This is a genomic window from Luteibacter sp. SG786 (genome assembly GCF_011759605.1).
Lineage (GTDB): Bacteria > Pseudomonadota > Gammaproteobacteria > Xanthomonadales > Rhodanobacteraceae > Luteibacter.
In genome coordinates this window covers 283,757-308,789 of sequence record NZ_JAAOYX010000002.1, presented here as the reverse complement: position 1 = coordinate 308,789, position 25,033 = coordinate 283,757, and the positions used below count along the sequence as shown (strand labels likewise).

20 protein-coding genes, 1 pseudogene and 1 riboswitch are annotated in these 25,033 nt (G+C 66.3%); of the genes and pseudogenes, 17 read left to right on the top strand and 4 right to left on the bottom strand.

Features of this window, described 5'->3' with window-relative positions:
- Nucleotides 1–2,862, bottom strand: a complete 2,862-nt coding sequence (locus FHS47_RS13205; RefSeq protein WP_167028642.1) for an RHS repeat-associated core domain-containing protein — start codon at nucleotides 2,860–2,862, stop codon at nucleotides 1–3.
- A 417-nt stretch (nucleotides 2,863–3,279) separates the two neighbouring features.
- On the opposite strand from FHS47_RS13205, the gene FHS47_RS13200 reads away from it, so the two are divergent.
- The 4 genes from FHS47_RS13200 to FHS47_RS13185 all read left to right on the top strand — a co-directional run bounded on the left by FHS47_RS13200 (nucleotide 3,280) and on the right by FHS47_RS13185 (nucleotide 7,401).
- Nucleotides 3,280–3,459 carry a hypothetical protein gene (locus FHS47_RS13200; protein WP_167028640.1) on the top strand — a complete coding sequence of 60 codons (180 nt, stop codon included), beginning with the start codon at nucleotides 3,280–3,282 and terminating at the stop codon, nucleotides 3,457–3,459.
- Between the two features lie 152 nt (nucleotides 3,460–3,611).
- The gene (gene mgtA / locus FHS47_RS13195) at nucleotides 3,612–6,236 is read left to right on the top strand and encodes a magnesium-translocating P-type ATPase (RefSeq protein ID WP_167028637.1); all 2,625 of its coding nucleotides are present in this window, start codon (nucleotides 3,612–3,614) and stop codon (nucleotides 6,234–6,236) included.
- 94 nt (nucleotides 6,237–6,330) lie between these two features.
- Nucleotides 6,331–6,816 (top strand): hypothetical protein, encoded by a 486-nt coding sequence (locus tag FHS47_RS13190; RefSeq protein WP_167028634.1) that lies wholly within the window; start codon nucleotides 6,331–6,333, stop codon nucleotides 6,814–6,816.
- Nucleotides 6,817–6,909: 93 nt separating this feature from the next.
- Nucleotides 6,910–7,401 carry a hypothetical protein gene (locus FHS47_RS13185; protein WP_167028631.1) on the top strand — a complete coding sequence of 164 codons (492 nt, stop codon included), beginning with the start codon at nucleotides 6,910–6,912 and terminating at the stop codon, nucleotides 7,399–7,401.
- A gap of 46 nt (nucleotides 7,402–7,447) precedes the next feature.
- Here FHS47_RS13185 and FHS47_RS13180 read toward each other — a convergent pair whose 3' ends face one another.
- The 3 genes from FHS47_RS13180 to FHS47_RS13170 all read right to left on the bottom strand — a co-directional run bounded on the left by FHS47_RS13180 (nucleotide 7,448) and on the right by FHS47_RS13170 (nucleotide 10,446).
- The gene (locus FHS47_RS13180) at nucleotides 7,448–9,277 is read right to left on the bottom strand and encodes a GGDEF domain-containing protein (protein WP_167028628.1); all 1,830 of its coding nucleotides are present in this window, start codon (nucleotides 9,275–9,277) and stop codon (nucleotides 7,448–7,450) included.
- Nucleotides 9,278–9,287: 10 nt separating this feature from the next.
- On the bottom strand, nucleotides 9,288–9,554 hold the full coding sequence (locus FHS47_RS13175; RefSeq protein ID WP_167028625.1) for a hypothetical protein: 267 nt from the start codon (nucleotides 9,552–9,554) through the stop codon (nucleotides 9,288–9,290).
- Between the two features lie 97 nt (nucleotides 9,555–9,651).
- Nucleotides 9,652–10,446, bottom strand: a complete 795-nt coding sequence (locus FHS47_RS13170; protein WP_208381999.1) for an SAM-dependent methyltransferase — start codon at nucleotides 10,444–10,446, stop codon at nucleotides 9,652–9,654.
- A gap of 142 nt (nucleotides 10,447–10,588) precedes the next feature.
- Between FHS47_RS13170 and FHS47_RS13165 the strand changes: the two are divergent.
- The 13 genes and pseudogenes from FHS47_RS13165 to FHS47_RS13105 all read left to right on the top strand — a co-directional run.
- A pseudogene (locus FHS47_RS13165) lies at nucleotides 10,589–11,665 on the top strand (acyltransferase); the annotation flags it as partial.
- Nucleotides 11,666–11,688: 23 nt separating this feature from the next.
- Nucleotides 11,689–11,920: riboswitch (cobalamin riboswitch) on the top strand.
- A 118-nt stretch (nucleotides 11,921–12,038) separates the two neighbouring features.
- On the top strand, nucleotides 12,039–13,916 hold the full coding sequence (btuB, locus tag FHS47_RS13160; RefSeq protein WP_208381998.1) for a TonB-dependent vitamin B12 receptor: 1,878 nt from the start codon (nucleotides 12,039–12,041) through the stop codon (nucleotides 13,914–13,916).
- A 25-nt stretch (nucleotides 13,917–13,941) separates the two neighbouring features.
- Nucleotides 13,942–14,523 (top strand): hypothetical protein, encoded by a 582-nt coding sequence (locus FHS47_RS13155; protein WP_167028622.1) that lies wholly within the window; start codon nucleotides 13,942–13,944, stop codon nucleotides 14,521–14,523.
- A 23-nt stretch (nucleotides 14,524–14,546) separates the two neighbouring features.
- Nucleotides 14,547–15,149, top strand: a complete 603-nt coding sequence (gene cobO, locus FHS47_RS13150) for a cob(I)yrinic acid a,c-diamide adenosyltransferase (protein ID WP_167030128.1) — start codon at nucleotides 14,547–14,549, stop codon at nucleotides 15,147–15,149.
- Nucleotides 15,146–16,435, top strand: coding sequence for a cobyrinate a,c-diamide synthase (locus FHS47_RS13145; RefSeq protein ID WP_208381996.1), 1,290 nt, complete (start codon nucleotides 15,146–15,148; stop codon nucleotides 16,433–16,435). The genes cobO and FHS47_RS13145 overlap by 4 nt, the downstream gene beginning before the upstream one ends.
- On the top strand, nucleotides 16,432–17,340 hold the full coding sequence (cbiB, locus tag FHS47_RS13140) for an adenosylcobinamide-phosphate synthase CbiB (protein WP_167028618.1): 909 nt from the start codon (nucleotides 16,432–16,434) through the stop codon (nucleotides 17,338–17,340). Before FHS47_RS13145 ends, cbiB begins: the two co-directional genes overlap by 4 nt.
- A complete protein-coding gene (locus tag FHS47_RS13135) occupies nucleotides 17,333–18,394 on the top strand; it encodes a threonine-phosphate decarboxylase (RefSeq protein ID WP_167028615.1) in 1,062 nt (353 codons plus the stop codon). The genes cbiB and FHS47_RS13135 overlap by 8 nt, the downstream gene beginning before the upstream one ends.
- The gene (locus tag FHS47_RS13130) at nucleotides 18,391–19,857 is read left to right on the top strand and encodes a cobyric acid synthase (protein ID WP_167028612.1); all 1,467 of its coding nucleotides are present in this window, start codon (nucleotides 18,391–18,393) and stop codon (nucleotides 19,855–19,857) included. Before FHS47_RS13135 ends, FHS47_RS13130 begins: the two co-directional genes overlap by 4 nt.
- Nucleotides 19,851–20,372, top strand: coding sequence for a bifunctional adenosylcobinamide kinase/adenosylcobinamide-phosphate guanylyltransferase (gene cobU / locus FHS47_RS13125; RefSeq protein ID WP_167028609.1), 522 nt, complete (start codon nucleotides 19,851–19,853; stop codon nucleotides 20,370–20,372). Before FHS47_RS13130 ends, cobU begins: the two co-directional genes overlap by 7 nt.
- Nucleotides 20,369–21,412, top strand: a complete 1,044-nt coding sequence (gene cobT, locus FHS47_RS13120; protein WP_167028606.1) for a nicotinate-nucleotide--dimethylbenzimidazole phosphoribosyltransferase — start codon at nucleotides 20,369–20,371, stop codon at nucleotides 21,410–21,412. The genes cobU and cobT overlap by 4 nt, the downstream gene beginning before the upstream one ends.
- Nucleotides 21,409–21,987, top strand: a complete 579-nt coding sequence (locus FHS47_RS13115) for a histidine phosphatase family protein (protein WP_167028603.1) — start codon at nucleotides 21,409–21,411, stop codon at nucleotides 21,985–21,987. The genes cobT and FHS47_RS13115 overlap by 4 nt, the downstream gene beginning before the upstream one ends.
- Complete coding sequence (locus tag FHS47_RS13110) at nucleotides 21,984–22,703, top strand: adenosylcobinamide-GDP ribazoletransferase (RefSeq protein ID WP_167028600.1); 720 nt, start codon at nucleotides 21,984–21,986, stop codon at nucleotides 22,701–22,703. The genes FHS47_RS13115 and FHS47_RS13110 overlap by 4 nt, the downstream gene beginning before the upstream one ends.
- Nucleotides 22,704–22,816: 113 nt before the next feature.
- A complete protein-coding gene (locus tag FHS47_RS13105) occupies nucleotides 22,817–24,298 on the top strand; it encodes a hypothetical protein (RefSeq protein WP_167028597.1) in 1,482 nt (493 codons plus the stop codon).
- The last annotated feature ends 735 nt before the right edge of the window (nucleotides 24,299–25,033 follow it).

The following is a 25,033-nucleotide window of genomic DNA, read 5'->3' as shown; positions in this document are numbered from 1 at the left end:
TCAGAGCCAGACCAGCTCGGATCCGTGTTTCTTCGCGAAATTGGTCATACGAGTATGGAAACTTTGGCCAAACCAGCGCTTCGGAGCGGAGGAAGCTTCCGCGGGGTGTACGGCAATCGTCTTTATTCCGCCTGTTAGTGGGATTTCTGTATGCGCTTGCCATTCGACATAAGGATTTAGAGGGCGGTCGACAGGGCTGCCCTCTGCAAGCATCCTGTAGTGCTTCAACTGGTCCGGGGTCGCGTATCTAACGAGAGGGTAAGGATTCGCAAAGTTGGCGAGGCGACTCTGAAACTCAGCCATTCCCGCATCGCCTGAGTCCGCACCCGATTCCCAGTAAAGATTCATGGAATCGTCCGGCGTGAATGTCATGTAATTCACGACGTTGTCGTCAATGAACAACGCGGAAAGACCGTAGTCCCTGCGCATGCTTTCTGGTACGGCCCCTTCGCGCGTAGAGGGGCTATGGAGCTGGATTGCCCCATGTATCGGGTGCGACCTGGGGTCGAAATCAATGTTTGTCTCGCCACTGGGTGTGTTAAGCGCAAATACCTTTCGAAAGGATTCGCCTGCTGTGTCGATGCGTACGAGAAGTTCGTCTCTTATCTGGCGGCGGGCGAGGTACGATTCGGTTCGCCGGGTGCCTGACTCGAAAGCGTTCTGAATATGGCTGCCACTGAACTGCAAAAGCCGCGTGGCATTGACATTGATGGAGAACGGCGCGCCACGGACGGCACTGACGATGGATTCGAGGTGCCGGGTAGCTTCAGGCTCGCTCACACCCCATTCCTCGACTAGGCGGCCGGTGGCCCGATCTCTGTCTGCTTCTGCTCTCTCGACAATGAATGGCTTCACGTTTGTGCTGTAGTTCTGCCTTAGCAGTTGGATGGGTGTCATCTGCATGCCGGTCTCGTCGGCATAACGAATGGGCGAGTTGCCGACCATGGCGAACAGGTTGAGCCCATCGATCTCGCCTGCTGGGTCAGGATTGAGCCAGCGCCCCAGCCATGGGACGTAGTAACGAGAGCCGTAATAGTAGAGACCGGTCCCATCTCGCTCCTCACCGCTGTATCGCACTGTGCGGTAATCGGCCTCGATGGCGCTGCGCGCCGATCGCCACGCGGTGCTTCCGTAAGGGTAGTAGTGTTCTGCAGAGATGAGGGCTGCGTCGCCGTCGAGCTCGACGACAGCGCTGCCCAGGTGATCGGCGAACGTGTAACGCAATTGGAGATCTTCGATTCCCTGCGGTCGCCCGGCTTTCCAGTGGAGCCCAGTTATTGTGATCCTGCCCATCGTTGCGGAGACTACTTCCAGAATCTCGCTGCGATGCGAACTTGTCCGCAATTGCAGGCCGGGCAGGTAGCGTGTCTCACTGATCTGCGCGGTGTTTTCTGTCAAGCGCGTGCAAACTTTGCGCAAGCGTTTTCCGCTGCCGTCATAGACGTACACCTCGTCATCGTCGGGCGCGGCCGTTCGACTTACAGACACTACCCTGCGCAGTTGATTACGGCCATTCCAGCAAAGCGTCGATCCGCCAGGCTGCAGGCGCTTCGGATTACCACTGCCGTCGAATGCCCCTTCAAAATCAGGGTCCGGATCACCGGGTGTCCATGGAATGGCCCGATTGCTGTGGGGTGCAACTCTTATCTCGTTGGTGTATGAATTCGTCCCTGTGTGTTGCATACAGGCCAAGTTACCGTTTGCGTCGTACGTGTAGGCTTGGATATAGGGAGTCAACACCGTGTCGTCCCCGATAGGCTGGTAAGGGGGAAGCGTGGGAAGAATTCCCGCCCCCGCGCTTTCCTGGCCCGTCGCCTCCACAAGTTGATACAGGGTGTCGTAACGAAATGAGTTCATGCCACCGCTGCGGCGATTGCGCCAGTAGCGAACCGGCAGTGTCGTGTCGTTGATGGAAGCGACGTTACCTGCTGGGTCGTAGCCGTACGACATGGCTTGCACCACGTGACCGTCGGCTCGCTTTGTCACGAAATCCAGGAGGCGACCACTGGCTGGGTCGAAGGTCGTACTAGTGATCACACCGTTGCCAGCTTTCTGAGCAGTAATCCGGCCCTGGGCGTCGTACTCCAAACCGTCCAGCAGTAGATGTTCACCGCCATTGGCCCACGTCAACCGGACCGCGGAAAGGTTACCTCCCATCCCAAAAGAATTGGCCCGCCGATGGCCGGCGGCATCCACTTGAAGGATAGGGGAGCCGACGGCGTCGTAGGTCCACCTTGTTACGTACTCTTCATCTTCGAGCAGAGCATCACCATCGGATTCTGCCTCCGGCCAGTCGGGAGGAGTCAGTGTGCTCAAAAAACGGCGGGTTTCTACGCGAGGCTGATCGTCGATGGAGCGCTCGGTCCACTCTAGAACTCCTGCGGGATCTTCGTGCCGTCGAATTCGCCCGCAATGGTTGGAGTCAGCCCCCTCCGGCCCGGAATAGCGCCGCCTCTCCAGGCAGCGGCCGGAGTCCTCATCAAGCATCTGTTCGTGCCACGCTACGGGTCTTGATTGCGAATCGTAGGTAATGGACGTCACGGTGCGGCGCTCGTCCCACATCAATACGGCAACTCCAGTCGCCGCGTATAGCGAGGTTCCGGCGCCCTTGTCGGCGTTGTGCCGTCGAAGTACGGCACCGAAAAGGCTGTAGGTCAGCGTCAGTTGGGGGCGATCGTCGATGCCGCTTCGCCCGGGACTCCACTCGGCGACCCGGCGGCCGATACGGTCGTATCCGGAGCGCGAAAGACATATTTCTGCCGGAAGGCTCTCCTGCCTTCGGTTATAGCGTATTGCACGCACCACCAACCCACGCGGGTCCACCGCAGTGATGAACGGCGTATTGGAATCGAGGGAGGCCATGGTTTCATATCCCTATGAACCCTTCCATGCGAAGGAGCTTGGCTCTCCGGGTGTTATTTCCCCGTGACGACAGACGCCGGCGCCTTGGGGCGTGGCGGTACCTGCCGTGACATCGTGAACGGGTCGCAACAGCCGGGGCGGCGGCAGTTCGCGCCCTTGACCGATCCACGCTGCGGCGCGACAATTCGCCGGCTACCACACGATGTGTCGCGTGGCGGCACCTTCCTTACCTTACCCAGGCATATGGACGTCTACCCTAGTCGACGCGCCGGCTCCCGCACGCATCGGGTCCCGGCGCTGGCAAAACTCATCGCCCGCGGCGACCGCACCCGGTCGGCCGGCGCTTTCCTCCGCTAGGGAAAGTCCGGCTCTCCTCGTCCGGAAGCCGTGAGCTTCCGTTATTTCGAGGATTGAGCCATGAACCTCCAGCTCGAAAAGACCGGTCCGCGCATGTTCGGCCGCCGTCTCGCTTTCGCACTCGCCCGTCGCCGCGCTACCGGACCCGTGCCGGCCAAGCGCACGATCACCGTGCCGCGTTCGCTCGAAGCCACCGAAAGCCAGACGAAACCGGCGGATGGCAAACTCCCGCGGCCATGAACTGCGACATAGACACGACGGCGCGGCTTACGCCGCTCTCCGCCCGATTCCATAGCGACACCGAACGTCGGCTCCGTGCCGGCGCGCCCGCTCTCGGCTAACGCCGACGACCGCTCGCGCCTCCGGACCGGGGTCCGGAAAGGCAGCGAGCCATGAAGATCCACACCTCGCCGGCAGCCACCGCTGCCAAGACCCCAACCATCGCAAGCGCGGACGCCTACCGTCCGGCGGACGAACTGCTGCGCGCGCTCGACACGCGTCCCGACGGCCTGGACGAAGCCGCGATCGCGGAACGCCTGGACCGCGACGGCGTCAACGAGGTGGGCCACGAGAAACCACCGCACTGGTCGGTGCAGTTGCTGCGTGCGGTCCGCAGCCCGTTCATCGTGGTCCTGCTTGCGCTCGCGGTGGTGCAACTCTTCACCGAACCCGACGACTACACCGGCCCGATCATCATCGCCGCGATGGTCGGCATCAGCGTGGTGCTGTCTTTCACCCAGGAATTCCGTTCGTCGCGCGCCGCCGAAGCGCTGAAGGCGATGGTGCGCAACACGGCCACCGTGACGCGCCGTGCCGACGACGGGCACGCCGAGCGCATCGAGGTACCGGTAGAGGAACTCGTCGCAGGCGACATCGTGCACCTCGGCGCGGGCGACATGGTGCCTGCGGACCTCCGCCTGCTTGCTGCAAAGGACCTGTTCATCAGCCAGGCGATCCTTACGGGCGAATCCATTCCCGTGGAGAAGTGGGCGCCGAACGGAACGACGGCAGCCGGGAACGCCGGCCCGCTGGACCTTCCTACGGTGTGCTACATGGGCACGAACGTGGTGTCCGGCACCGCGACCGCCGTGGTGCTCGCCACCGGACCGCGCACCTACCTCGGGTCGCTGGCCCGCACCCTTTCCGGCGAACGCGTACAGACCAGCTTCGACCGCGGTATCGCCTCCGTGAGCTGGCTGCTGATCCGCTTCATGGCCGTGATGGTGCCGGTAGTGTTCGTCATCAACGGCATCGACAAGCACGACTGGCTGGAAGCCTTCATGTTCGGCCTCTCGGTCGCCGTCGGCCTCACGCCGGAGATGCTTCCGCTGATCGTCACCGCCAACCTCGGCAAGGGCGCCATCGCCATGTCGAAGCGCAAGGTGGTGGTGAAGCGCCTGAACGCCATCCAGAACTTCGGGGCGATGGACGTGCTGTGCACGGACAAGACCGGCACGCTCACGCTCGACAAGATCGTGCTGGAGCGCCACGTCGATCTCTCCGGCGACGACAGCGACGAAGCGCTGGAATACGGCTACCTCAACAGCCGCTTCCAGACCGGCCTGCGCAACCTGATGGACAAGGCGGTGCTGGCCCATCGCGACCTGGAGCCGTCCGCGGGCCGTTACCGCATCGTCGACGAGATTCCGTTCGACTTCCAGCGTCGGCGCATGTCGGTGGTGGTGACAGACGGCCAGGGCGAACAGCTCCTGGTGTGCAAGGGGGCCGTTGAGGAAATGCTGGCGATCTGCACGCAGGCGCGCACCGGCGACGTGGTCGAGCCCATGACGGAGGAAAAGCGCCTGGCGATCCGCGCCATGACCAATCGCCTCAACGAGGATGGCCTGCGAGTGCTGATCGTCGCCATCCGGCGCGATCCCTCCAGCGACCGCGCCTATGGCGTGGCCGACGAGTCCGGCCTCACTGCGGTGGGATGCCTGGCGTTCCTCGATCCTCCGAAGGACTCCGCCGCCACGGCCATTCGCGCGCTGCACCACCACGGCGTGGCCGTGAAGGTGATCACCGGCGACAACGAGGCCGTCACGCGGAAGATCTGCGTGGAAGTGGGCCTGGACGTGGAAGCGTCCGCACTGGGGCGCGACATCGAGCAACTCGACGATGCGGCGCTCGACGCCATGGTCGAGCACACCACCGTGTTCGCGAAGATGTCGCCGGTGCAGAAGGCCCGGGTGGTGAAGTCGCTGCAACGGCTGGGCCACACCGTGGGCTTCCTGGGCGACGGCATCAACGACGCGCCGGCGTTGCGCGACGCTGACGTGGGCATCTCGGTGGACACCGCCACGGACATCGCGAAGGAGTCGGCGGACATCATCCTTCTGGAAAAGAATCTGACGGTGCTGGAAGAAGGCGTGGTGGAAGGCCGCGTCACGTTCGGCAACATCATGAAATACATCAAGATGACCGCCAGCTCGAACTTCGGCAACGTGTTCAGCGTGCTGGTGGCCAGTGCCTTCCTGCCGTTCCTGCCGATGATGCCATTGCAGATCCTGGTGCAGAACCTGCTGTACGACCTGTCGCAGCTTTCGATTCCGTTCGACCGCATGGACGAGGAATACCTGCGTCAGCCGCGCAAATGGGATGCGGGAGACATCGGCCGCTTCATGGTCTGGATCGGGCCGGTGAGTTCCGTGTTCGACATCACCACGTTCTGGCTCATGTGGCACTACTTCGGCGCGAACGACGTGGCGCACCAGTCGCTGTTCCAGTCCGGCTGGTTCATCGAAGGCCTGTTGTCGCAAACGCTGGTGGTGCACATGATCCGCACGCGGCGCATTCCGTTCCTGCGCAGCATGGCGTCGGCGCCGGTGCTGGCGCTCACCGGGGCGATCATGGTGGCCGGCATGTTCATCCCGTACTCCGCACTGGGCGCGCGCATCGGCATGCAGCCGTTGCCTGGCGTCTATTTTGCCTGGCTGGCGCTTACGCTGGTGAGCTATTGCATGCTTACGCAGTTGGTGAAGACGCTCTACATCCGCCGCTACGGGCGCTGGTTGTAGCGCCTATCGCTACGGCCCGGCGTGGGCGGCGGTGGCAGACGCGATGTGACGGAAGGGGGTTCCATACGCGCTCGCCCCCCATGGAGACGCCGCCATGCGCCATACCTTTCTGGCCATCGCCTTGTTTGTCTTTCCCACCGCTTGCCTTGCGCGGGCGGTGGGGGATATGCCCCCGCGCTACGTCGACGCGATCGATTGGCCCACGAAGGAGGCGGGCTTGCAGAAGTTCGCGCTGGCCGAGCATATGCTCTCGTTGAGTTTCGACAGGTTCTGCGGCGACGCATTCTGCGAGGGCCCGTACCCGAACCTGCGGCCCATACAGCTGAGCTGCTCGGTAGACACGTCGAATGGCACCATGAAGCGCTGCCTCTGGATCTTCGCGGGCAGCGGCACATCGGTGGATGCTTCCAACGGTGCCGTACGGTCGTCGGCCAAAGTTTACAAATGCAACCTGCGGCTCGCGCGGAACACCCCGGTCGACGTGTTCTACGAAGCGATGCACGACGGCGAGCTGCTCAGCAAGAAGCTGCCGATGACGCGGCATACGGTGTACGACAGCCTGGTCGGCTGTCTTCCATGATGCAACGGACTACAAGGTTCCGTGGGCAGGAGCGAGCAGACCCGCGTACGCATTGAGGGTTTCATACGTGCTCCTTTCAACGGAGACAAACGCATGATCCGAAAGACCCTCGCCGCCAGCCTGTTCGTCGTCACCGCCGCCGGCTTTGCCGGCACTGCCTTCGCGGCCGAGCCCGTCGCCGAGCGTTACGTCGACGCCACCGACTGGCCGGCCCATGAAGCGGGTATCGATCGCTTTGCGAATGCGGAGGCCAAGCTCGTCGCGGGCTTCAATCGCATCTGCGGCGACACGTTCTGCGAAGGCGAATTCGCCAACCTGCGTCCGATGGAACTGCGCTGTTCGGTCGATGTCACGAAGTCCACGCTGAAACAGTGCCTGTGGACGTTCTCGGGCAGCAGTTCCTCCGTGAACAAGAAAACCGGTGCGGTGACGACCAGCGCGCGGCTGTTCAAGTGCAAGCTCATGCTCGCCAAGAACACGCCGATCGACGCCTTCTACGAGGTGGTGGACGGCGAAAACCCGCTGGACGCGAAGCTTCCGATGTCGCGTCACTCCGTTTACGACAGCATCAACAGCTGCCTGTAACGCGTCGGCCGGGCCTTCCTCTGGAAGGCCCGGCACAGCTCCACCTTCAGGACCGGGCCAGCCCGAGCGGCTTCGACGCCAAGGGCGCCATCGGCGCCCGCGCTTTCCCGGCGTCCGAATGCGCCACCGCCACCACGACCCGGTCGCGTCCTGCCGATTTACCTTCGTAGAGCGCTTCGTCGGCGACCACGAGCAGACGGTCGAGGTCGGCGCCATGGCGCCGTGTGCAAGCGACGCCGAAGCTCGCCGTCACCCTGGCGCTCGAAGGTCCTCCGGCGGGAGGCGCGGCGATGGCGGCGCGGATCAACTCCGCGCGTCTTGCTCCGTCGGCCTCGTCGACGCCGGGCAACAGGATCGCGAACTCTTCGCCGCCGAGGCGGCCGAACACGTCGTCCTGGAGCAGGTGATCGCGGCATTCCGCGACCACGCGCAATAGCACCCAGTCGCCTTCCGAATGGCCATAGGTATCGTTCACCAGCTTGAAGTGGTCCAGATCGAACAGGATCAGGCATGAGGCCCTGCCTGCCTTGTGGGAAGCCAGCAATGCCTGCTGTGCCCGTTCCACGAAGTGCTGTCGATTGCAGATGCCGGTGAGGCTGTCACGGCGCGCCATGCGCATGAACCGCAACTGCGCGCGCTTGGTGCGGATCAACCAAAGCGCGATGGCACTGGCCACCGTCAGCAACAGCACGATGTAGAGCCGGCTCGTTTCGATGGACCGCCTGTCCACCTCGCGCTGCAGGTGGAGGATCTGGTTCTGCCTGTCGAGGGCGTCTGCTTCCATGCGGCTGGACACGACCTGCTGCTTCACCATCTGATAGGCGAGGGCACTCGCGCTCACGTCGTCGAGGTAGCCCTTGTCCGCTTGCATGTAACGTTCGAGCCACTGCGTCGCGGCCTGGAAGTCGCCTTGTTTCCTCGCAATGAGGTACAAGGTGCGCAAGGCTACCGCGAGGGGCTCGGAATATTCGCCGCTGGGCGCGCTCTTCACCGCCGCGCTGGCGTATTTGCCGGCGGCTTCACTGTTGTTCTCGTTCCAATAGGCCTGCGCCAGCAGCGATTCCACCTGCGAGGTCAGGCTGGGATAACCGTAGCGAAGCACGTCGGCGTAGTGCGATTCCAATAGGTGGATGGCATCGCGTGGCTGCCCGTTGCGAATCGCGGTATCCGCCACGTCGGCGCGCAGCGCGTTGGCGATGAGGTTTTCTCCTGCCGTCTGGCAGTCGGCGATGCCTCGCGCATAGCGGTCGTCGGTTCCGTCGATCCGCTTGCCGCGGAACATCGCGTGCAGCTTGATGAACGTACCCTTGCATGCGCTGTCGCCGGCCGGGGTGCTTTGGATCATGCGTTCCGCGTAATCGGCGGCCAGGTCGTACTGTCCCGCCGTCGCGAGCATCTGGGCGGCCTCGCCGAGGCCCTGAACGCGCGCCTGGGGATCGGTGACCGCGGGAAGCATGTCCGTCAGTTCCGTCAGGCGGGAAAACGCCTCCTGGTAACGGTGGCCAATGCCGAGGATGTTGATCAGCGTCGCCGTGGCGCGAAACCGCAGCACCTTGTCCGGCGAACTGCCGGCGACGGTCTCCAGCAGCGGCGTGGCCGCGTCGTAATCGCCGGCGTAGGCCACCTGCCACGCTTCCAGGTACTGGAGATGGGCCCGTTGCTTCTCGGTCAGTCGCGTCGAATCGTTCTCCAGCCGGACCAGGGTATCGACGAAATGCTGGTGATCGGAGGTCTTGTTGGCGTCGGCCCGGGCGAGGGTCGCGGTCGCGTCCTCGCCCGGTTGCAGCTGCGCGAACGCGACGGCGGCATGGCCGCACAGGGCAAGCAGCGCGACGAACGGCCGGCAGCAGCGTCCGATGCGGCGTGCCATGTCCATGGCGAAGCGCTTACGCCCTGCGTTGTGCGAAACGAACGGACGATTCTTCGTCGCCGTCTTCCTGCTCCTCGGGTTCCTCTTGATCGAGCTGGATGCCGAAGAACTTGCCGGGTGCGAGCCGGTCGCGAAGCGTGGCGTCATCGCCGGCGAGGATCGCGGCAGCGAGCGTGGGTTCGACGTCGCAAGCGGTCAGTTCGTTGGCCAGGTCGGCCTTGCCGGAAGTGCGCATCGTGGCGCTGGCGCCCATGCGCGCAAGAAAATCGATGATGTTCGACATGTGTTCCCCTGATTGGTGGCGCCGTACACCTCCCCAGGTGCACGTACGCGGCCCGATCATAGCGCGACCCAGCCGGCCGCCTGTTAAGGGCCGTGGTTCAGGTTTGTATACCGAGCGCGGCCAGCCGTTCGCGAACGATCGGATCGGGCACCAGGGCGCGGCCTGGCGGTACCGCCAGCGTGTCGGACATCCCCAGCGCGGCCCGTGGCAGATCGGCCAGCGGCATGCGCTCGATGCGCGGCTCCTGGAAGGGAAGCGTGGCGGCGCGATAGACCACCACCTCGTGCGTTTCCGGGTAGTGGCGGGCAAGCACATCCACAAGCAGCGCGAGGCGGCCCGGGTCGGTCTCGAAGCGTCCGCCGCTGAGGTCGCCGGCAATCCCTACCTGCCAGAGGATCAGCCACGCGGACGGGTCGACCCTGCGCCGGTTGAGCATGAACTGCGTGGCCTCGAAGTGTTGGCACCCGAACCGCCCCGGGTCGATGCCGAGGTCGGCATACAGGCAATCCTCCGATGACACACCCGGTTCCATGCGCGCGGCGTAGCCTCCCTCGCGGGCACGTGCGATCGCCTCGTGGGGCGCCTGCGCGAACACGCCCGGGTGGCCGTAGAACACGCCGCAAACTTTCCGGCCAGCCCGGACCTCGGCAAGCATGGCATCGACCATCTCGCGGTAGGTGGCCTGCCGCGGCTTGTCGTCGGCATAGAAGGCCTGCAGGCTGCGCACGTCGCGATGCATCTGCCGCACCCACTGCTCCACGAGACCGTCCGATACGGCAACGAACACCACGTCGGCCGATTCGATGTGGCTGCGCGCCAGCGGCGTGAGATGGGAACCCAGGGTCATTCCCACACCCACACAGGCGAGCGAGCCGGGTGCCGCTTCCGTCATTGCCAGTTACCCCGTCGTTCGTGTGCGGGCATCTTACCGGTCGCGGTGCGACCGGCGCATTGCCCGCAAATCGCCATGACCCGCGCCGCGGCATGTCCCGCCGATGGCCGAACATCGCGCCACGAACAGGGGGAAGACACCGATGCACAGGACGCCTGGCTTGGACACGCTTCGCGCCATCGCGATCGTCTGGGTGATGTTGTTCCACAGTTATCTGGTCGGCGGGCTGGGCGAAGGTTTCGGCGCCCTGGAGCGCTCCGGCTGGATGGGGGTGGACCTGTTCTTCGTGCTCAGCGGTTACCTCATCGGTTCGCAGGTGATGAAGTCGCTGCGCGACACGGGCCGTATCGATGCCGCAGGTTTCTATTGGCGGCGATGCGTGCGCATCTTGCCTGCCTTCTTCGTGGTGTTCGCGATCTACGCCCTCGTGCCTGGCTGGCGGGAGACGCCCGGCATGCAGCCGTGGTGGCAGTTCCCGACCTTCACCTTCAACCTGCTGTTCGACAACAGCGACAACTACGCGTTCTCGCACGTATGGTCGTTGTGCGTCGAAGAGCATTTCTATCTCGTGTTCCCGTTCCTCGCCTTTGTGCTCGCGCAGCGCCCGGCGGCATGGAAGTTCGCCGCCGTGTGTACCGCCGTGGTCGTCGGCGGCGTGCTGTTGCGGGCCTGGTTGTGGACGCACGAGGTGGCACCCCTCCAGACGAGCGGCGGGAACGACGGGCTGGCGTATCTGCGGCATCTCTATTACCCCACGTGGTCGCGACTCGATGGGCTCATGGCCGGTGTGGCCCTCGCCGCGTGCCGGGTGTACCGGCCGGCGGCCATGGCCTGGATGCAGGCGCGGGTAAGCGCGGTGCTGGCGGTCGGAGCGATTCTCCTGATCGCATCGCTGGTACTGTTCGACGGCGCCCGTACGGCGTTCTGGCCATGCGTGATCGGCTACCCGTTGCTCTCACTGGCGCTGGCCGCCTTCGTGGTGGCGGCCAGCGGTGCCACCTGGCTGGCACGCCTGGACATTCCCGGTGCCGGTTGGCTTGCGCGTGCCTCCTATAGTCTCTATCTCAGCCACAAGCTCGTCTTCGCCATGGTGGAGAGACATCTGGATGGCTATCTGCTCGACCATCGTTACCTGCGCTTCGGCATCTTCGCCGCCGCGACCCTCGCCGGTGGCGCCTTGCTGCATTACACGGTGGAGCGCACGTTCCTGCGCTGGCGTGACCGCCGCGCCCCGGCTTCGGCTACACTGTCGCCGCCCAAGGTGATCCAAGGCATCAGTGCCGCGGATTGAAACGGGAATCCGGTGACGCGCGCGGTCTCCATGCCGCCGCCATTCCGGAGCTGCCCCCGCAACGGTAGGCGAGCAAAAGGTCGGCATCCAGCCACTGTGCCCACGAGGCATGGGAAGGCGCCGTCCGGCAGGCAACCCCTGCGCTCGCAAGCCCGGAGACCGGCCTCGAGGTACACCGGACAGGCGGAGGGCCATGTCGTGGGTGGCCGTCGCCTCTCGCCGCCGGCATCCCGCGTTTCCCTGCACCCGTCCCTCGCCATTCATGCCGCGCGGGTCGGCGCGGTCAGCAGGGAGTCACCACGTGTCGTTTCGTTCTTCCACCCTCGCGCTCGCTATCGCGACGGTTTTTCTCGTGCCCGCCGTGTCGTTCGCGGACGGGGCTTCCACCGACATGGATTCGGTCGTCGTCACCGCCAGCCGCACCGAGCAGTCGCTGAATCAGGTACTGGCCGCCTCCACGGTGCTCGACCGTGCCGACATCGAGCGCCTGCAGCCGCGCTCGCTGGCCGACTTGCTGGGCAGCACGCCGGGCGTGTCGATCGCCAACAACGGCGGCCCGGGCAAGGCGACCTCCGTGTTCATGCGAGGCACCGAAGCGGACCACGTGCTCGTGTTGGTGGACGGCGTGAAGGTCGGATCGGCCACGTCCGGCACCGCCGCCTTCCAGGACATTCCGGTCGACCAGATCGAGCGCATCGAGATCGTGCGCGGTCCGTACTCGAGCCTGTACGGCTCCGACGCCCTTGGTGGCGTCATCCAGATATTCACGCGCCATCCCGAAGGTGCCTTCGTGCCGAATGCCTCCATCGGCGTGGGCAGCTACGACACCTTGCGCGGTTCCGCCGGATTCGCGGGCCGCGGCACACAGGGCTGGTACTCGGTGGAGGCCAGCCACGACCAGACCGACGGGATCAACGCCTGTCGCGGCAAGCCCAGCCCGCGCGGCGGCGGTTGCTTCACCTACGAGCCCGACAAGGACGGCTATCGCAACAATGCCTTGTCCCTGAAGGGCGGCTGGCGTTTTGACGAGCAATGGGACGCCGACGCGACTGCCACGCGCACCGAAGGCCGCAACCATTACGACGGTACCAGCAGCAACTTCGCGGAGTCGGCGACGCAGGTGCTCGGCGGCCGGTTGCGCTATAGGCCGGCCCGAGACGTCGTGGTCACGGCCAACGTCGGCCGCAGCGAAGACCTTTCCACCGATTACGAAGACGGCATCTACGCCGATGCGTTCAACACGCATCGCGACGTGGCGTCGTTGCAGGCGGACATTGGTCGTGTGTCCAGCAACACCGGACTCACCACGCTCGGCTTCGACTGGCAGCGCGACCGCGTGGTCGGCAGCACCGATTACCTCGTCGACGCACGCCGCAACCACGCACTGTTCGCGCAATGGCAGGGCGAATTCGGCGACAACTCCGTGCAAGCGAGCCTGCGTCGCGACGAGAACAGCCAGTTCGGCGGCAAGACCACCGGCAGCCTCCAGTACGGCTATGCGCTGACGAAGAGCCTGCGCGTGACCGGCAGCTACGGCACGGCATTCAAGGCGCCGACGTTCAACGATCTGTATTACCCCGACTACGGCAACCCCGACCTCGGCCCCGAAACCTCCCGGAACTGGGAGCTGGGCCTGCGCGGTACGCCGGGCTGGGGCAACTGGTCGGTCAACGCCTTCCAGAACAGGATCGATAACCTCATCGTCTTCGACTCGAGCTTGAGCGGACCGCTGTTTCCGTTCGGGGGAGCGAACAACATCGCCCGGTCGCGTATCCGTGGCGTGGAGCTGGCGGGCGACACCACGCTGGGCGCGTGGCGCCTGTCGGGTAACGCTACGTGGCTGCAACCGGAGGACGAAAGCGACGGCCCCACCGACGGCAACCTGCTTCCCCGACGTGCGCGCCGCACGGCACGCCTCGACGCGGACCGCAGCTTTGGCCCGTTGAGCATCGGTGCCAGCGTCTCGGGCTTCAGCTACCGCTACGACGACACCGCGAATGCCAACCGCCTCGGTGGGTACGCCCTTACCGACCTGCGCGCGGCCTACGCCTTTGCAGACGCGTGGAAGGTGGAGCTGTCGGCGAACAACGTGTTCGACCGCCACTACGAAACGGCCCGCTACTTCAATCAACCCGGCCGCAACTGGCTGCTCACGCTGCGTTACCAGCCGCGTTCCTGATCCGCCCACCCTGGGAGAGTCCGTCATGAAACCGTTGTCCCGCCCCATGTTCACTGCCGTCGCCGCGATCTTCGCCATGGTCATGATCGCAACCCGCTTTCACCACTTCGGCGATGCACTGCACCTGCCGGACGCGTCGATGGCACTGTTCTTCCTGGGTGGCATCTATCTGCGCAAGCATCTCGCCTTCGTGGGCTTTGTCGTCCTCTCGGTGCTGGTGGACTGGTATTCGATCCGCTATGCGGGGGTAAGCGACTTCTGCATCACGATCGCGTACTCGTTCATGCCGCTCGCGTACGCCGTGCTCTGGTATGCCGGCCGTCTGCTCGCGCCGCGCTATGACGGAAGCCTGGCTTCGCATGTCACTGTATTCGCCGGCATCCTGGTCAGCGCCACGTTGTCGTACGCAGTGTCCAACGGTGCCTTCTATTGGCTGGGCGGGCGCTATACCGACCCGAACATGGCCCAGTACGTGCAACGCTTCGCCCAATGGGCGCCGTTGTTCGTTCGTGCCGCGGCGGGTTACGTGCTGGTTGCACAGGCGATCCAGGCCCTGGTGTTCCGCTTCGCCCCCCGCGCCGGCGACGGCAGGACCGCACGGGCATGAGCGGCGCCGCGCCGTGGCAGGACATGGACGAGGATGCACGCCACCGCGACCGCATGCGCCGCAAGAAGGAGCTGATCGACCGGCGCATCGCGCGGGCCACGATCGACCGCGGCGTACTGGTGGTGAATACCGGTAACGGCAAGGGCAAGAGCTCGTCCGGTTTCGGTATGCTGGCGCGGTCGCTCGGTCATGGTTTTCGCTGCGGCGTGGTGCAATTCATCAAGGGAAGTTTCTCCACGGGCGAGGAGGCGTTCTTCCGCATGTTCGAAGACGGCCCACTCGACTACCACGTGATGGGCGAGGGCTATACCTGGGAAACCCAGGACAAGGCGCGCGACATCGCGGCAGCCATGGCCGCGTGGCAGGAAGCCGAGCGCATGCTCGGCGATGCGTCCTACGACTTCGTGTTGCTCGACGAGCTCAATATCGCCCTCGTGAAAAACTACATACCGCTCGACCGCGTGCTGCACGCCATCGCCACGCGCCCCGAACGGCAACACGTGGTCGTAACCGGGCGCGGCGCGCCCGATGCCCTCGTCGACGCGGCGGACACGGTCACGGAGATGCGCGTGGTCAAGCATGCCTACCAGGCGGGCATCCGCGCGCAAAAGGGTGTCGAACTGTGACCCGGCACTGCTCCGCGCTCCTTGTGTCCGCCCCGGCCTCGGGACAGGGCAAGACGAGCGTCACGGCGGCACTCGCACGAGCGCATGTGCGCCAGGGGCGCCGTGTGCGCGTGTTCAAGACCGGACCCGACTTTCTCGACCCGATGATCCTGGAGCGCGCGAGCGGCGCGCCGGTATACCAGCTCGACCCGTGGATGGGCGGCGCGGACGACGTGCGTGCACGGCTGTATGACGCTGCCGGCGAAGCGGACCTCATCCTGGTCGAGGGTGTCATGGGTCTGTTCGACGGGGCGCCGTCCAGCGCCGATCTCGCCGTCGCGCACGGCTTGCCGGTCATGGCCGTGATCGACGGCAGCGCCATGGCGCAGACTTTCGGCGCGCTTGCGCAGGGCCTTGCCGGCTACCGGCGCGATCTGGTGTTGAGCGGGGTACTCGCGAATCGCGTCGGCAGCGCTTACCACGCCGAGCTGCTCCGCGGCAGCCTGCCACCGGGCATCGACTGGTACGGCGCATTGCCGCGGGACGCGGCCATGGCGCTGCCGGAGCGGCACCTCGGCCTCGTCGCGGCGGGCGAGCTGGCCGATATCGACGCACGCCTGGATGCGCTCGCGGATGCATGGCTCGCGCAAGGGGTGACTGCGCTTCCACCGGCCGTGGCGTTCACGGCACCGCCGGCCGCTGCGAGCGTGCGCCTGCTCGAAGGTGTGCGGATCGCCATCGCACGCGATGCAGCTTTCGCATTCATCTACCAGGCCAACCTCGACACACTGCGCGCGGCCGGTGCGGCACTCACGTTCTTCTCGCCCGTGGCCGGCGAAGCCCTGCCTGCCTGCGATGCCGTCTGGCTGCCGGGTGGCTATCCGGAACTGCATCTCGACGCACTCGCGGCCAACCATTTCCTGCGTCGTGACCTGCACGCGCACGTGGCCGCCGGACTTCCGCTGCTCGCCGAATGCGGCGGATTGCTCTACGCCCTGGACCGGCTGGCGGACCGCGGGGGCCGCGAGGGCGACATGGCGGGCCTGTTGCCGGGTAGCGCCACGGTGCAGCCGCGGATGGTCGCGCTGGGCATGCAGGAAGCCCGTCTCCCCGAAGGCATCTTGCGCGGCCACTCCTTCCACTATGCGAAGGCGGACATCCGCGCCGAACCGCTGGCGAAAGCCACGAATCCGCATGGTGGGCCCACGGCGGAAAGCGTGTACCGTCACGGGCGCATGACGGCGAGCTTCGTGCATTTCTACTTCCCCTCGAACGCGGACGGCGCCGCGCGACTGTTCCTGCCATGACACCAGCGCTGGGCATGCCGCTGGCGCTCATCCTGGACGCCATCCTGGGCGAGCCGCGGCGCTATCACCCGCTGATCGGCTTCGGTCGCTTCGTGACCTGGGTGGAGACGAAGATCTATGCCGACACGCGCGCCGCGGGCGCCCTCGCGTGGTGCACGGCCGTGCTCGTTCCGGTCGGTGTGTTCTGTATGCTGCGCGCCGCGTTGCCCGCCGCCGTGGTTTTCGCTCTCGATGTGTCGGTGGCCTATCTCGCGATCGGCCGCCGGAGCCTTGCCGATCATGCTCGGCCAGTCGCGCGAGCCTTGTCCGACGGCGACCTTGACGCGGCACGGCACGCGGTGGGCCGCATGGTGAGCCGCGATACCGAAGCACTCGATGCGGGTCAGGTGGCCGCCGCCGCGACGGAATCCGTGCTGGAGAACGGACACGATGCCGTGTTTGGCGCCTTGTTCTGGTTCGCGTTGCTGGGCGGCCCGGGCGTGCTGCTCTTTCGCCTGGCTAACACGCTGGACGCCATGTGGGGCTATCGAACGCCACGGTACGAGCGTTTCGGTTGGGCGGCCGCGCGCGCGGACGATCTGCTCGGGTATCCATCCGCGCGGCTCACGGCGCTCACCTATGCGTGCCTTGGCGACTTCGCGAAGGCCATTCGCTGCTGGTGCCGGCAAGCTCCCTCGTGGGACAGCCCTAACGCCGGACCGGTGATGGCGTCGGGCGCCGGCGCGCTCGGCGTGCGGCTGGGTGGCGCCGCGCCGTACCACGGCCGTTGGGAGGAACGGCCCGTGCTCGGCGAAGGCAATGCGCCCGTTGCGAACGACATCCTGCGCGCGCTGCGGCTGGTGGATCGCGGCACCGTCGCATGGATGGCCGTTGCCGTCGTCATCGGAGTCGCGGCCCATGCTTGAGCATGGCGGACGCCTTGGGCGCGCGGTTCGCGACTACGGCATTCCACGCGAGGCATGGCTCGATCTCTCGACGGGCGTGAGTCCTCATGCCTGGCCCGTTCCGCCGATACCGCCGGCGGCATGGCACCGGCTCCCCGAAGACGACGATGCACTCCTCGAAGCGGCGCGTACGTACTACGGTGCACGGCATGTTCTGCCCGTGGCCGGTTCGCAGGCAGCCATTGCCGCGCTGCCACGCCTGCGTCCGCCCTCGCGCGTGGCGGTGGTCCAACCCGGATACGCCGAGCACGCGCACGCGTGGCGGCAGGCAGGGCATGACGTGGTGACGTTGCCCATGGATGCATTGCTCGCGCGAGCGGGCGAGTTCGATGTCGTCGTGCTGATCCGCCCGAACAACCCGACGGGTGACTGCCCGGACATGGAAGCCCTCCTGGCTCTCCAGACTAGGGCAGTATCTGTGGGAGCCGCTTCAGCGGCGATCCCGCGGCAGCGGGCCAGGCCGCCGCGAGCACCCACCGCCGCTGAAACGGCTCCTACAGGAAAGCCGTGGCTCGTCGTGGACGAGGCGTTCATCGACGGGCGGCCGGAGCAGAGTCTCGCACCCCACGTGCGCGAGGGAATCATCGTGCTGCGTTCGGTCGGGAAGTTCTTCGGGCTCGCCGGTGCGCGTGCCGGTTTCGTCGTTGCCTGGCCCGGCCTGCTCGATGCATTGGCCGAAACGCTTGGGCCGTGGACGCTGACCGGCCCCACGCGTCATGTGGTGGCGCAGGCGCTGTCCGACCGCACGTGGCATGCGTCGGCGCGGATACGGCTTCGCGAGGATTCGTCGCGACTGGCGAACCTCCTGACGAAGCATGGCCTGTCGCCGTCCGGTGGCTGCGAGTTCTTCCATTACCGTGTGCATGCCGAGGCATGCGCGCTGCAGCATGCACTGGCCGAACAGGCCATCCTCGTGCGCCACTTCGACAACCCGCAGGCTTTGCGCTTCGGCTTGCCGGGCGACGACGAGGCATTCGCGCGGCTGGACCGGGCCCTCGCGGCGGTGCTTGCATGAGCGCGCGCGTCGTCATGGTGCAGGGGTGCACGTCGGACGCCGGCAAGAGCACGGTGGTGGCCGCCCTGTGCCGCTGGCTGCGCCGCCGCGGCGTGGCTGTCGCTCCGTTCAAGCCGCAGAACATGGCGCTCAATTCCGCCGTGACGGTGGACGGCGGGGAGATCGGACGGGCGCAGGCCGTACAGGCGCAGGCAGCAGGCGTGGCGCCGCACACCGATTTCAATCCCGTGCTGTTGAAGCCGAACAGCGACACCGGTGCGCAGGTGATCGTGCATGGCCGCGCCGTGGGAAACATGGACGCCGTGGGCTACCACGCCTACAAGCGCGTGGCGATGGACGCGGTGCTGGCGTCGCATGCGCGCCTGGTGTCGCGGTATGCCGCCGTCGTGGTGGAAGGCGCGGGCAGTCCGGCCGAGATCAACCTGCGCGACCGCGACATCGCCAACATGGGGTATGCGGAGGCGGTGGATTGTCCGGTGATCCTGGTCGCCGATATCGATCGTGGTGGCGTCTTCGCCCACCTCGTGGGAACGCTGGCACTGCTGTCCGAGAGCGAGAGGGCGCGTGTCGTCGGTTTCGTCGTCAATCGCTTCCGCGGCGACATCGCATTGCTGCAGCCGGGGCTCGACTGGCTGGAGCGGGAGACGGGAAAGCCGGTGCTCGGCGTGCTCCCCTATCTACACGGACTGGTGCTCGAGGCGGAGGACGCGCTGCCGCGATCCCGCGAAGCGAACGAAGGGGCACGCTTGCGCGTGGCCGTGCCGGCGTGGCCCCGCATAAGCAACCACACCGACCTCGACGCCCTGCGCCTGCACCCGGAAGTGGAATGCCTGTTCGTCGGACCGGGCGAAACCTTTCCGGCCTGCGACCTCGTGGTGCTGCCGGGTTCGAAGTCCACCCGCGCGGACCTTGCATGGTTGCGTGCGCAAGGCTGGGACAGGGCGATTCTTCGCCACGTTCGTTACGGCGGCAAGGTCATAGGCATCTGTGGCGGCATGCAGATGCTGGGTCGTGCCGTGCACGATCCTGAAGGCATCGAGGGCGCGGCGGGTTCGGACGAAGGCCTGGGCCTGCTCGACCTCGAAACCACGCTGGCGCCGACGAAGCAATTGCGCAATGTCCGTGGCCACCTGCTGCCGGGCGGCGCGACCGTCACCGGCTACGAGATCCACTGCGGCGTGAGCACCGGTCCCGGCATGACGATACCGGCGGTGCAACTGGACGACGGGCGCAGCGACGGCGCGCGATCCGACGACGGCCGTGTGCTCGGAACCTACCTGCATGGTCTTTTCGATGCCCCGGACGCGCTCGCGGCCTTGCTTGGCGACGCGGGCCTCGACCGTGCGGCGCCGCTTGACCTCCTCGCCCTGCGCGAGGCGACCTTCGACCGCCTGGCGGACACCGTCGACGCACATATGGACACGACCATGCTCGCATCGCTTTTCGGTTTGCCGCCATGCTGAGTCTCGTCCTCGGCGGCGCGCGTTCGGGCAAGAGCGCCCTGGCGGAAAGGCTCGCCATCGAGAGCGGCCGCGAGGTGCTTTACGTCGCCACTGCGCAGGCGCTCGACGGCGAGATGAGCGAGCGCATCGCGCATCACCGCTCGCGCCGTCCGGCGGAGTGGGGGCTCGTCGAGGAACCGCTCGCGCTCGCCGATACGCTGCTCCGCCATGCGCGCGACGGCCGCTTCGTCATCGTCGATTGCCTCACCCTGTGGCTTTCCAACCTTCTCGGTGCGAAGGACGCCACACGCTTCGAGACGGAACGCGACGCGCTGCTGCGCGGCGTGGCCACTTTGCCCGGCGACGTCTGCTTCGTCAGCAACGAGGTGGGCCTCGGCATCACGCCGCTGGGCGAACTCACCCGCCGCTTCGTCGACGAAGCGGGCCGGCTTCACCAGTCCCTTGCGCGGCGATGCGACCGTGTCGTCTTCGTTGCCGCGGGCCTGCCCCTGACCCTCAAAGGAACGCCTCCATGAACGACTGGCTCGCGAGCCCCTGCCGCGTACCGCACCAGACCGCCGCCGATGCGGCCGCCGCACGGCAGGACACGCTTACGAAGCCGCCCGGATCGCTGGGCAGGCTCGAAGCACTGGCGATCCAATTGGCAGGCTTGCAGGGAAGCGCACGGCCAAGCGCGGCACGCGTGCGCATCGCCGTGTTCGCGGCAGACCACGGCGTGGCGGCGGAAGGCGTTTCGGCATTTCCACAGGCGGTGACGGGCGAGATGCTGCGCAATTTCGCCCGTGGCGGTGCGGCGATCGCCGTGCTCGCGCGCGAGCTGCAGGCGACGCTCGAAGTGGTGAACCTGGGCACGGTGAACGATCCGGGGGAGATATCCGGCGTGCGTCGTCATGTCATCGCCGCATCCACGGCGAACTTCTGCACGGGCCCCGCCATGACCGAGGCGCAACTCGAAGCGGCCCTGGCCGCGGGTGTCGCCAGCGCCGCCGATGCCGTTGCCATGGGTACGGATATCTATATCGGCGGCGAGATGGGCATCGGCAACACGACCGCCGCCACCGCGCTCGCTTGCGCACTGCTCGGCGAATCCGCGGTAACGTTGACCGGCGCGGGCACCGGCCTGGACGCGGACGGTGTGGCGCGCAAGGCGAGCGCGATCGCGCGTGCCCTCGACCTGCACGCGGGTGCCGCCACACCAAGGGAATGGCTGCGCCGGCTCGGTGGATTCGAAATCGCGGCACTGGCCGGCGCGTTCATCGCGTCGGCGCAACGAGGCCTGCCCGTTCTCGTCGACGGCTTCATCGCCAGCGTGGCGGCGCTCGCCGCGGTGGCGCTGCGTCCGGATGCACGGCCGTGGCTGATCTTCGCGCACCGCTCGCAGGAGCGCGGCCATGCACGCGTGCTGGAAGCGCTGGCGGCGGAGCCCCTGCTCGACCTGCACCTTCGCCTGGGTGAAGCCAGCGGTGCGGCCGTGGCTGTGCCGTTGCTGCGTCTGGCTTGCGCGTTGCACGGATCGATGGCGACCTTCGCCGAGGCGGGAGTGTCGGAAGCATGAGCATCCATCTACTCCGGCATGGCGACACCGCGCAGCGCAGTTACCGCGGACAACTGGACGATCCGCTGTCGGCACTGGGCTGGCGGCAGCTGCGCGAGGCCGTCGAAGGCATGGCGTGGGATCATGTGGTGTCGTCGTCGCTGTCGCGTTGCGCCGCGTTCGCCAGGGAGCTTTCGGAACGCCGCGGCTTGCCGTTGCGCATCGATGCGCGCCTCGTCGAATACCATTTCGGCGCATGGCAGGGCGTTCCCATCGAAACCATCGCCGAACGCGAAGGCGAAGCGCTGGGACGCTTCTGGCGCGATCCGGTCGCCTATCCGCCGCCCGGAGGCGAAACGTTCGGCGCATTTCGTGCGCGGCTCTCGGAAGCGCTCGACGATGTGGCAGTGGAAGCATCGTCGGCACGCGTGCTGGTGGTGACGCACGGCGGCGCGATCCGGCTACTGCGTTGCATGGCCGAGGGCCGCGATTTCGGCGACATGGCGGGCATCGACGTGCCGCATGCTTCGCTGCATTCCCTGGCCTGGCGGCGCGTTGCGGCGGCACGCGAAGCCATCCGCTCGTCGGGGGCGTGATGCGGGGCCTGCTCATCGCATTCGGCTTCCTCACCCGCTTGCCCGTGCCTCGGATCGAGTTCCTGCCGGGGGCGCAGGCCGGTTCGCTCAAGTGGTATCCGCTGGTGGGTGTCGTGCTCGGTGGGCTGCTGGCGGGCGCAGCAGCGCTGTCGTGGACCGTGCTTCCGTCGATTCCGGCGGCGGCGGTGGTTCTCGTGGCGTGGGTCGCACTCACCGGTGCGTTGCACCTCGACGGCCTCGCCGACAGTGCCGATGCCTGGATCGGCGGCATGGGGGACCGCGACCGCACGCTCTCCATCATGAAGGACCCGCGCAGCGGCCCCGCGGGCGTCGTTGCGCTCGTGCTGGTGTTGTTGCTGAAGTTCTCGGCACTCGCGACGCTTGCCGATCCCTGGTTGCTCGTCTTGCCGCCCTTCCTTGGGCGCGCCGCGATCGTCGCGTGGTTCCTCACCACCCCCTATGTCCGCGTGGGCGGCCTGGGCGACCCGCTGCGCGGCGCCCCGGCCACCGGCTGCCGTGTGGCGCTGGCCATGGCAGCGTTATCGCCGCTGTGTTTCGGCAAGTTGGGCCTGGTCGCGTTCCTCGCCGCGCTCGCCGCCGGCTGGTTGTGGCGCCGCACCGTGCTCCGCCGACTCGGCGGTTTCACCGGCGACACGGCCGGCGCCCTGGTCGAGATGGTGGAGGCCGCGACCCTGATCGTTCTCGTCTCCCGATAAGGGATAAAGGCACAGCGCCGCCATCGGCCATTCTGCCGATGGGCAGGTGCGCCGGACGGGCGTAGATTCCAACGTTCCCGCGGACACGCGATGACCGTCGAACGGAGTCTGACATGACCGGTTTCCTGCGCTTCCTCGCCCTGTCGCTGTTCGCGGCGACCGCCGCCCAGGCCCAGGAGATGCACGACCACGGTGCGCCCGAGAAGCTGGGCGACGTGTCGTTTCCCACCTCCTGCGCACCGTCGGTGCAGGCATCGTTCAATCGCGGCGTGGCGCTTCTGCATTCGTTCGCCTACGCCGCGGCGCGACAGGCTTTCGAAGGTGTCGTGGCGAAGGACCCGACATGCGCCATGGGCCACTGGGGCATCGCGATGGTTTTCTTCCATCCGGTATGGTCGCCGGCCTTGCCGTCCGACACGATGGCCCGAGGACAGGCGGAGGCCCGTACGGCAGCGCGGCTCGCGGCCAACGCGTCGCCGCGGGAGCAGGCATACATCCATGCGCTGGGGCGGCTCTATGCAGCCGGCGAGGTCAAGGCCGCGCAGCGCACGCTCGACTACGAGCAGGCGATGGCCGGCGTGGCGCGCGACTATCCCGACGATGTCGAAGCACAGGTGTTCTACGCGGTAGCCCTGCTGTCGAACGCGTCGATGGCCGACAAGACACACGCGAAGCAGAAGCAGGCCATCGCCATTCTCGACCCGCTATTCCGTGCGCATCCGGAGCATCCCGGCATCGCGCACTACCTGATCCATGCTTGTGACAGCGCCGAGCTGGCGCAACGCGGCCTGCCGGCGGCGCGAAAGTACGCCGACATCGCGCCCTCGGCGCCGCATGCGCTGCACATGCCCTCGCACATCTTCACCCGGCTTGGCCTGTGGGACGATTCGATCCGCTCCAACCTCGCATCGAAGAAAGCCGCGCGCGAGCAGGGCGACACCATGGGCGAGGTGCATGCGATGGATTACCTCGTCTACGCGTACATGCAGACCGGCAGGGACCGGGAAGCGCGGGAGGTCATCGGCGAGTTGAAGGCCATGCGCGACCTGGACATGGACGACTTCGGCGTCGCCTATCCCGTGACGGCCATGCCGATTCGCGAGATCGTCGAACAAGGACGATGGAACGAGGCTGCGACGATCGCGCCACCAGCCGGCGCTCCCGCGTCGGTTGCCGCCATCGCGGTGTGGGCAAAGGGTGTCGGTCTCGCACGCACGGGCCATGCCGAAGAAGCTCGCGCCCAGGCCAGGCGCCTCGACCAGATCCAGGCCCAGCTCAAGGCATCGGGCGATGACTATTGGTCCGTGCAGACCGGCGTCCTCGCCTCCGAAGTGAAGGCGTGGGCCACCTACGCCAGCGGCGAAGGCACGGCCGCCGTGGCCCTGATGACCGAGGCGGCGGAACAGGAAGACAGGGTGGAGAAACGCCCCGTGACGCCGGGACCGATCATTCCCGCGCGCGAGCAACTTGGCGAGCTGTTGCTCGCGCAGAAGCAACCGGGGCCCGCACTGGCGGCATTCAAGACGGCACTCGCCCAAGCCCCGGGCCGTGCCGGCGCGCTGCGCGGCGAGAAAGAGGCCGAAGCGATGCGATAAGGTTCATTCGCCAAAGGCGAATGCATGGGGCCAGCGGCTGGCGCCGCCGTTGCTCGGACGGTAGGGCCAGAGTCTTCGGTGTCCACCCTCGCTGCTCAGACAGGTCCTCCGCGTTCGTAAACGAGGGGCCGCTGACGCGGCCCATGTTCTTATCGGCCTTCGGCCGCTCACTTGTGCGGAACTCGCCTCGAGGGTGGACACCGAAGACTCTCCCGATACATGAGGTGCCGTGTCGGGAGAGCCGACAGGGCCGAAGACGGCAGCCGCTGCGAGCGGGATTGCATCGCCTCATCACACCCCGCGAGCCTCGGTCAGGTCTTTCGTGACTTCGGGAGAATTCCTTGTGGCGACCCCCTGCCGCGCCTCGAGCATCGCTCGCGCAGGCCGTCGCCTCGGACGCCCGCCGCTCTCCCATCACGCGCCCGCACCGCCCGGAAGGGTCCTTGGTGTCCACCCTCGAGGCGAGTTCCGCACAAGTGAGCGGCCGAAGGCCGATAAGAACATGGGCCGCGGCAGCGGCCATCCTTTTCGAACGCGGAGGACCTGTCTGAGCAGCGAGGGTGGACACCAAGGGCCCATGCGAAACGCTACGGTGCATAGCGCTTTGGCGACTCCAGGCTCGCGGACGCCGAGACGAGCCCGTGGAAACCACAGGCGTCGACTCGAAACCTCTGCTGCCCCGTAATGTATGAAGAATCCAAAAAAAAGCGGCGCCCCGAAAAGAACGCCGCTTTG

Bases quoted from the DNA above. Each gene is read 5' to 3' on its own strand.
- FHS47_RS13205 (WP_167028642.1), bottom strand. From the start codon at position 2,862: ATGGCCTCCCTCGATTCCAATACGCCGTTCATCACTGCGGTGGACCCG.
- FHS47_RS13200 (WP_167028640.1), top strand. From the start codon at position 3,280: ATGAACCTCCAGCTCGAAAAGACCGGTCCGCGCATGTTCGGCCGCCGT.
- mgtA (WP_167028637.1), top strand. From the start codon at position 3,612: ATGAAGATCCACACCTCGCCGGCAGCCACCGCTGCCAAGACCCCAACC.
- FHS47_RS13190 (WP_167028634.1), top strand. From the start codon at position 6,331: ATGCGCCATACCTTTCTGGCCATCGCCTTGTTTGTCTTTCCCACCGCT.
- FHS47_RS13185 (WP_167028631.1), top strand. From the start codon at position 6,910: ATGATCCGAAAGACCCTCGCCGCCAGCCTGTTCGTCGTCACCGCCGCC.
- FHS47_RS13180 (WP_167028628.1), bottom strand. From the start codon at position 9,277: ATGGACATGGCACGCCGCATCGGACGCTGCTGCCGGCCGTTCGTCGCG.
- FHS47_RS13175 (WP_167028625.1), bottom strand. From the start codon at position 9,554: ATGTCGAACATCATCGATTTTCTTGCGCGCATGGGCGCCAGCGCCACG.
- FHS47_RS13170 (WP_208381999.1), bottom strand. From the start codon at position 10,446: ATGACGGAAGCGGCACCCGGCTCGCTCGCCTGTGTGGGTGTGGGAATG.
- FHS47_RS13155 (WP_167028622.1), top strand. From the start codon at position 13,942: ATGAAACCGTTGTCCCGCCCCATGTTCACTGCCGTCGCCGCGATCTTC.
- cobO (WP_167030128.1), top strand. From the start codon at position 14,547: ATGGACGAGGATGCACGCCACCGCGACCGCATGCGCCGCAAGAAGGAG.
- cbiB (WP_167028618.1), top strand. From the start codon at position 16,432: ATGACACCAGCGCTGGGCATGCCGCTGGCGCTCATCCTGGACGCCATC.
- FHS47_RS13135 (WP_167028615.1), top strand. From the start codon at position 17,333: ATGCTTGAGCATGGCGGACGCCTTGGGCGCGCGGTTCGCGACTACGGC.
- FHS47_RS13130 (WP_167028612.1), top strand. From the start codon at position 18,391: ATGAGCGCGCGCGTCGTCATGGTGCAGGGGTGCACGTCGGACGCCGGC.
- cobU (WP_167028609.1), top strand. From the start codon at position 19,851: ATGCTGAGTCTCGTCCTCGGCGGCGCGCGTTCGGGCAAGAGCGCCCTG.
- cobT (WP_167028606.1), top strand. From the start codon at position 20,369: ATGAACGACTGGCTCGCGAGCCCCTGCCGCGTACCGCACCAGACCGCC.
- FHS47_RS13115 (WP_167028603.1), top strand. From the start codon at position 21,409: ATGAGCATCCATCTACTCCGGCATGGCGACACCGCGCAGCGCAGTTAC.
- FHS47_RS13105 (WP_167028597.1), top strand. From the start codon at position 22,817: ATGACCGGTTTCCTGCGCTTCCTCGCCCTGTCGCTGTTCGCGGCGACC.